The following is a 6854-nucleotide window of genomic DNA, read 5'->3' as shown; positions in this document are numbered from 1 at the left end:
GCCACCCTGGGCCCGCTGCCAACCTCCCCCCCCCCCCCGCGCACGGGGGGGGGGGCCCCCCCCCCAACCCCCGGCGCGGGCCCCTCCCCGTCCCCTACTTCCGGTAGCCGAGGACCGTCATCATCCCGGACTCCGCGTGGTAGACGTTGTGGCAGTGCAGCATCCACAGCCCCGGATTCCGCGCGTCGAAATCGACGTTAAGGCGCTTGCCCGGCAGCACGATCGCGGTGTCCTTGCGCGGCCCGCCGCCCGGCAGGGCGAAGGTATGGCCGTGCAGGTGCATCGGGTGCCACATCGTGGTGGCGTTGACGAAGGAGAGCCGTACGCGCTCACCCGCCCGCACCGGATAGCGCTGATCCGGGTCGTACCGCCTGCCGTTGACCGCCCAGTCGTACTTCGCCATCGAGCCGGTGAGCCGCATCGTGATCGTACGGTCGGGCCGGTCGCCCTCGCCGGTCCTGCCCGATCGCAGGCGTACGCTCGCGTCGGCCTTCAACTGCCCGGCGGTGAGCAGCTTCCCGTCCAGTTCCTTCGGGCGTACGGACTTCTTCGGCGCCGCGCCGCCGCCGGTGCGCAGCAGCGCCAGTCCCGACGCCTTCTTGCCCTCGGCGAGCGCGGTCAGCGGGAAGACGCCGTCCCCGGCCGTGACCAGCACGTCGTACCGCTCGCCCATGCCGAGAAGCAGCGCGTCGGTCTCGGCGTGCTCGACGGGGTAGCCGTCGGTGTGGGTGACGGTCATCCGGTGCCCGCCGAGGCAGACGCGGTAGGCCGTGTCGCCGCCGGCGTTGATGAAGCGGATACGGACGCGGTCGCCGGGCTCGGCGCGGAAGGTCTGCGGGTCGTCGGGGGAGCGGCCGTTGACGAGGTGGAGGGGGTAGGCGACGTCACCGGCGTCGCCGCCGAGGAGGTCGCTGGTCGCGCCCATCAGCATGCGGGACGGGCCGGAGGGGGCGGGGGAGGGGGAGCCCGCGGGGGAGGGGGAGCCCGCGGGGGCCTTCTCGTACGTCATCCCGGACATCCCCGACATGCTGTGGCCGCTGTGGTCCATGCCCCCGCCGTGGTCCATGCCTTCGTCGCCGTGGTCCATGCCGCCCATGCCCTTGCGCAGCTCGGCGAGGACCGCGTCCGGGGTGCTGCCGTCCACGCCGTCGACCCAGTCGTCCAGGACGACGACCCACTCCTTGTCGTACTTCAGCGGCTCCTTCGGGTCCTCCACGATCAGCGGCGCGTACAGCCCCCGGTCCTGCTGCACGCCGGAGTGCGGGTGGAACCAGTACGTGCCGGGGTGCTCCACCGCGAAGCGGTAGTCGAAGGTCGCGCCCGCCTTGATCGGCCGCTGGGTGAGGTCGGGGACGCCGTCCATGTCGTTGCGGAGCGCGAGCCCGTGCCAGTGCATGGAGGTGGACCGCGGCAGATGGTTGGCGACGGTCACGGCGAGCGTGTCGCCCGCGGTGACGCGGATCTCCCGGCCGGGCAGCTGATCGCCGTAGGCCCAGGTCGCGACCGTACGGCCGCCGAGGTCGAGCCGGGCCGCGGTCGCGGTGAGCTTGACCTTCCGTACGGGCCCGGAGCCGCGCGCGGCCTCCGCGGCGGCGACCTCCTCGCCGTCGGGCGAGACGTACCCCTTGGGCGGGCCGGAGCGGTCTGTGCCCTTGGCATCGCCGGGGTTGTCGCTGGATCCGCCGGAGTCCGAGCAGGCGGCGAGCAGGCCGCTTCCGGCGGCGGCGATTCCCGCGCCGAGGACGGCGCGGCGCGTGGGTGTGCGCATGACTGAATGCACCTCGTGTGGTGTCGGGTGTCGGTGGTGTGCGGGTGGCGCGCGGGCCGTTCCGGACATGCGGAAGCGGCCGGGCGCGCGCTCCTACACGCGCAGCACCGACAACCGGGCGAGGGCTTTGCGGCGCGGTGGCGGCGGGATGGGCCACAGCGCTCCCGGCAGCCGCGAGCGCGGTGCGGCGACCGCCGCGCCGTGGGCCCGGCGGTCGCGCGCGGCCAGGCCGACGAGGAGGCCGATGATCCAGACGCCGAGCACGGCGAGACATACGGACATGGGGTCCATGCCGCCGTGTGCCGGGACGGCGGCGGGGGCGATGGCGGGGGAGTCCGCCGCGGGGCCGCCTTCTCCCATGGCCATGTGCGGGTTTCCGTGTCCGCCGGCGCTGTCGCCCGCGATGACGGAGCCGTGGTGGGGCCCGGCCGCGCGCTCGGCGGGGTGGCCCAGGGTGTGCATCGTGACGATGCCCAGCAGCAGGGCCGCGAACAGCAGCAGGCGCCCGCACCAGGCGGCGGCCCCTCGCTGTCCGTACATCCCGATCCCTCCGACGCGACCCTTGGCACCTTACCCCCAAGGGGTATGGCGGAACGCGGGCGGTTGCCCGGCGCGGGTGCGGGCGGGCAGGCGGGCGGGCGAGGCCGGATCATGAGAAGGGACGTTCCGGCCAGCCGAAAGGGACCGCATGACCAGCACGGGAGAGCCCCGGACCCGGACTCGTTCCTCCGTACGCCCCGCCGTGACGCTCGACTAGGCCGGTGCCGTGGACGAGCCCGTACGCCCCCGCACCCGGCGCGGCCCTGCGACGGCGGCCCGTACGACGCCGCGACCGCGCGCCCGCACCGTGGCCGTGCTGCTGCTGTTCGGCGCGGTCGCGTACACGGCCTGGGTGCTCGAAGTCCTCATCGCCACCGGCCTCGACCCGGTCCGTACGTACGTCAGCGAGCTGGCCGCCGCCGACCAGCCGCTCGGCGGGCTCTTCCGCGCCACCGACCTGGTCGCCGGGGTCGCCGTCCTCCTCGCCGCCGCCACCGCGCTGACCGTCTTCGAACGCCGGCCCTGGTCGACGGCGGGCTGGGCCGGGCTGCTGCTGTTCGGCGCGGCCACCGCGGCCGACTCACGGCTGCCGCTCAGCTGCGCGCCGACCGTCGACCCGGAGTGCGCGGCCCGCGAGACCGCCGGGCTCGTGCCGGCCACCCACACGGCGCACGCCATCAGCAGCAGCCTGGCGATGACCGGCGCGCTGGTGGGGGTCGTGGCGCTGACCGCGGCAGCGCGCAGGTACGGTCATGGCATGCCGCTCGCGCGCCTCGGCCCGCCGCTGGCGGCGGCCGAACTGGCCGCCACAGCCTGGACCCTGGTCGCGGTGGCCGCTTTCGAAGCGGGCAAGGGAACATGGCTGCTGGGGGCCGGACAGCGGGCGCAGGTGCTGCTGGTCGCGCTCTGGCTGGCGGTGCTATGCGTGCACGTCGCCCGTGGGAACGATGACTGAGTACGGGCGGACGGAGGGGGAGACCATGGAGCAGCCACCCGGGCGGATGGTGCGTGTCGCGGGGGTGACCCTGCATGTGCTGAGCGAGGGCGCCGGGCCGGTCTGCGTGCTCAGCGGCGGGCTCGGCATGGGCTGGTTCGACTGGGACCCCGTGGTGCCGCTGCTCGCCGAGCACCGCACCGTGGTCCGCTTCGACCGGCCCGGCCTCGGGTTCAGCGCGCCCTCGCCGGAGCCGCCGAGCGCCGCGGGCGAGGCCGACCGCATCGCCGGCGTGCTCGACGCGCTCGGACTGCCGGGGCCGGCGACGGTGGTCGGGCACTCCCTCGCCGCCTTCCACGCCGAGGCGTTCGCCCGGCTGCACCCCGAGCGCACCGACGGGGTCGTCCTGGTCGACGGCAGCGTCGAGGAGAACCCGAGCCCCGGCCCCGCCCGCGACCTGCGCACCGCCGCGGCCAGGGCCCGCGGCCGGGCCGTCACCGCCGTCGGGCTGCCGCGCGCGCTGGGCCCGACGCTGCGCCGGCTGACCGTACGCGCCACCTCCCTGCGCCGCACGGACCCGGCCCCCGACGAACTGCTGCGCCGCTGCTACGGAAGCGGGCGCGTCGCCCGGGCCGTCCTCCTGGAGAACGCCCGCTATCTGGACGTCGCCGCCGAACTGGCCGTCCTGCGCGAGGACTATCCGCTGCCGCCGGTGCCCGTGGCGGTCCTGGCGGCGTCGCACGGGAACGGCTCCTGGTTCGAACGCCGCTGGCTGGACCGGCAACGGCGGCTCGCCGAGCGGCTCGACGCCCGTTTCGAAGCTGTCGCCCCCGCCGGTCATCTGCTGATGCTGGACCGGCCGCAGGCGGTGGCGGATGCCGTGTTGGCGGTCTCGCCGGCCAGGGAGTCCGATGCGTCCCAGGCCAAGGGCTAGGGGCGCCCTGCCCAAGTCCGGTGCGTCAGCTGCGGCTGCGGTGGTGGTCGCTCGCGCGGTTCCTCGCGCCCCTGGGTCTTGGCCGACTGTGTCGGATCTCGCCTGCGGGTGCGGTGGTGGTTGCTCGCGCAGTTCCTCGCGCCCCCAGGTCCTGCCCGACTGCGTGGGATCTCGTCCGCGGGTGCGTCGTGGCTGGTCGCGCAGTTCCTCGCGCCCCTTTGGGGCTCTGCCTGGCCGTGCCGGGTGTCGTCTGCGGGTGTGTTGTGGCTGGTCGCGCGGTTCCCCGCGCCCCTAGGTCTTGCTCGACTGTGTCGGATCTCGTCCGCGGGTGCGTCGTGGCTGCTCGCGCAGTTCCCCGCGCCCCTTTGGGGCTCTGCCTGGCCGTGCCGGGTGTTGTCTGCGGGTGTGTTGTGGTTGCTCGCGCAGTTCCCCGCGCCCCCTTGGGGCGCTTCCTGGATGGTGTTCACGCCACCGTCAGCGCGTGGGCGATGCCGTCGTCGATGTTCGTCTCCAGGCCCTCGCGGTGGGCTGTTTCGTAGGGGGCGTCGCCGACGGTTTCGCGGAGGGTGTGTTCGCAGGTGTGGCGGGTGGCGAGGAACTCCTTCACGGCGGCGCGGTCGCGGCCGATGGAGTGCCAGAGCTGGTCGGCGGCGCCGAGGAGGCGGGCGGCCTGGGCGGGGGCGGTGGGGGCGACGGACGCCGCCAGCGTATCGAGGCTGACGGCGGCCCCGAAGGTGTCGTGCAGCTGCCACTTGCAGGCCAGCGAATCGCGGGCGTGCCGGACGGCCGCCGCCGGGTCGCCGCCGGCCAGGGCGGCCAGGGCCTGGAAGTAGAGGGCGTAGGCGCGCATCCACACGTCGCCGTGGCCCTCGCTCTCCTCGCGCATCGCCTCGGCGACCGCCGCCGCCTGCGGGATCTCACCCGACTGGAGGTGGGCGAACGACGTGATGCCGAGGGTCAGCAGCCGGACGGCCAGGGGGGTGCCGTGCGAGTGGGCCGGAGGCGTGGCGGCTTCTCGGCCGCAGAGGGCCAGGGTCTGGTCCGGGCGGCCCGTCATCACCAGCCGGGTGCCCCGGACGTAGCGCACGGCGCCGGCCGCCGCCGGGTCGGCGAGCCGCTCGGCCAGCGGCGCGGACCGGCTCTCCAGCGCGGCCGAGACATCGAAGTCGCCCTGCATATTGGCCACATGGCCGCAGGCCCACAGCGCCCGGAACAGCTCCGGGCCGGCCGGCGCCGCGCGGTCCTCGGCCAGGGCCCGTTCGAGGTAGCCGCGCCCCTCGCGCAGGTAGCCGCAGCCGGTCCAGAAGAACCACAGGTCGCTCGCCATCTCCAGCGCGGGGAGCGGGTCCGCGTCGGCCAGGCAGCCCTCAAGTGCCGCGCGCAGATTGGCGAGTTCGGCGGTGAGGCGTTCGTACCAGATGAGCTGGCCGGGCCCGACCCACTCGCGTTCGCCGGTACGGGCGAGCCAGCGGTAGTAGTCCCGGTGCCGTTCGCGCAGCCGCTCCTCCCCGCCGGTCCGGGCCAGCCAGTCCTGGCCGTACTCCCGGATCGTGTCCAGCATCGAATAGCGGGGCTTACGGGCTTCGAGCGGGGCGGAGCCGGAGGCGGGGGTGTCGGCGCGGCGGAGTACGGACTGGTCCACGAGCCGGTCGAGCAGGCCCGGCACCTCCCGGCTGCCGAGCGGGCCGCCGGCGCAGACCCACTGCGCCGCCTCCTGCTCGAAGCCGCCGGCGAACACTGACAGGCGCGCCCACAGCAGCCGCTCCGGCGCGGTGCACAGCTCGTGGCTCCAGCCGATCGTGGTGCGCAGCGTCTGGTGGCGCGTCTCGCCCTCCCCGTACCGGCCGTACGTACCGCGGCCGTCGCCCTTCATGGTCAGCAGCTCGAAGGGGGCGTGCAGGCGGCGGCGCAGCTCGTCCAGCGGCATCTCGGGCAGCCGGGCCGCCGCGAGCTCGATGGCCAGGGGGATGCCCTCCAGGCGCGCGCAGATCTCGCCGACGGCCGGGCCGTCCCGTTCCGTGAGCACGAGCCCGGGGGCGGCCTCGGCGGCGCGCTCGGCGAACAGCACCGCCGCGTCGGCGGGCGGCGCCCCCTGGCCGCCGTACGTCCGGTCAGCGGCCGAAAGCGCGGACGCCGAAGGCAGTGGGGATACCGGGAGAGGGGACACCGGCACCACCCGCTCGCCCCGCGCCCGCAGCGGGCTGCGGCTGGTGGCCAGGACGCGCACTCCGGGGCCCGCGGCCAGCAGCGCCTCCGCCATGTCCGCGCAGGCGGCGGCGAGGTGTTCGCAGCAGTCCAGGATCAGCAGCAGCCGCTTGTCCGCCAGCCATTCGGCGACGACCTCGGCCGCGGGCCGGGTGGACTGGTCGGCCAGCCGGAGCGCCTCGTAGACGGCGAGCGCGAGCGGCTCCGCCTCCGTGAGCGGGGAGAGCTCGACCAGCCACACCCCGTCGGGGAAGGCGGGCCGCGCCTCGGCCGCGGCGCGCCTGGCCAGCCGGCTCTTGCCCACGCCGCCCAGCCCGGTCAGCGTCACCAGCCGGCCGTCGGCAGCGGTCACGAGGTTCGTCAACGTGCTCAGTTCGCTCCCGCGCCCGACGAAACTCGTCGCCTCGGGAGGCAGGTTGCCCTTGCTCCGGCTTCCCCCGCTCCTTCGGCCCTGCTCGGCATCCCCCATGGCC

At 75.1% G+C, this 6854-nt stretch carries 5 protein-coding genes; 2 read left to right on the top strand and 3 right to left on the bottom strand.

Features of this window, described 5'->3' with window-relative positions:
- Positions 1 to 94: 94 nt before the first annotated feature.
- Positions 95 to 1768: a multicopper oxidase family protein gene (locus tag AB0I49_RS32760; protein ID WP_363230807.1), complete on the bottom strand. Its 1674-nt coding sequence runs from the start codon at positions 1766 to 1768 to the stop codon at positions 95 to 97.
- Between the two features lie 93 nt (positions 1769 to 1861).
- A complete protein-coding gene (locus tag AB0I49_RS32755) occupies positions 1862 to 2308 on the bottom strand; it encodes a hypothetical protein (protein WP_363230806.1) in 447 nt (148 codons plus the stop codon).
- Between the two features lie 313 nt (positions 2309 to 2621).
- Here AB0I49_RS32755 and AB0I49_RS32750 point away from each other — a divergent pair, with 313 nt between their 5' ends.
- Together AB0I49_RS32750 and AB0I49_RS32745 are read left to right on the top strand one after the other, a co-directional pair.
- A complete protein-coding gene (locus AB0I49_RS32750) occupies positions 2622 to 3263 on the top strand; it encodes a DUF998 domain-containing protein (RefSeq protein WP_363230812.1) in 642 nt (213 codons plus the stop codon).
- A 25-nt stretch (positions 3264 to 3288) separates the two neighbouring features.
- Positions 3289 to 4176, top strand: coding sequence for an alpha/beta hydrolase (locus tag AB0I49_RS32745; RefSeq protein ID WP_363230805.1), 888 nt, complete (start codon positions 3289 to 3291; stop codon positions 4174 to 4176).
- Positions 4177 to 4639: 463 nt separating this feature from the next.
- Here the strand turns inward: AB0I49_RS32745 and AB0I49_RS32740 are convergent, their stop codons facing one another.
- On the bottom strand, positions 4640 to 6850 hold the full coding sequence (locus tag AB0I49_RS32740) for an AAA family ATPase (RefSeq protein WP_363230804.1): 2211 nt from the start codon (positions 6848 to 6850) through the stop codon (positions 4640 to 4642).
- Positions 6851 to 6854: the final 4 nt, after the last annotated feature.

The organism is Streptomyces sp. NPDC050617 (genome assembly GCF_040654795.1).
Taxonomy (GTDB): domain Bacteria; phylum Actinomycetota; class Actinomycetes; order Streptomycetales; family Streptomycetaceae; genus Streptomyces.
Note: the sequence above shows the minus strand (reverse complement) of the source record. Positions and strands in the feature narration are given on the sequence as shown.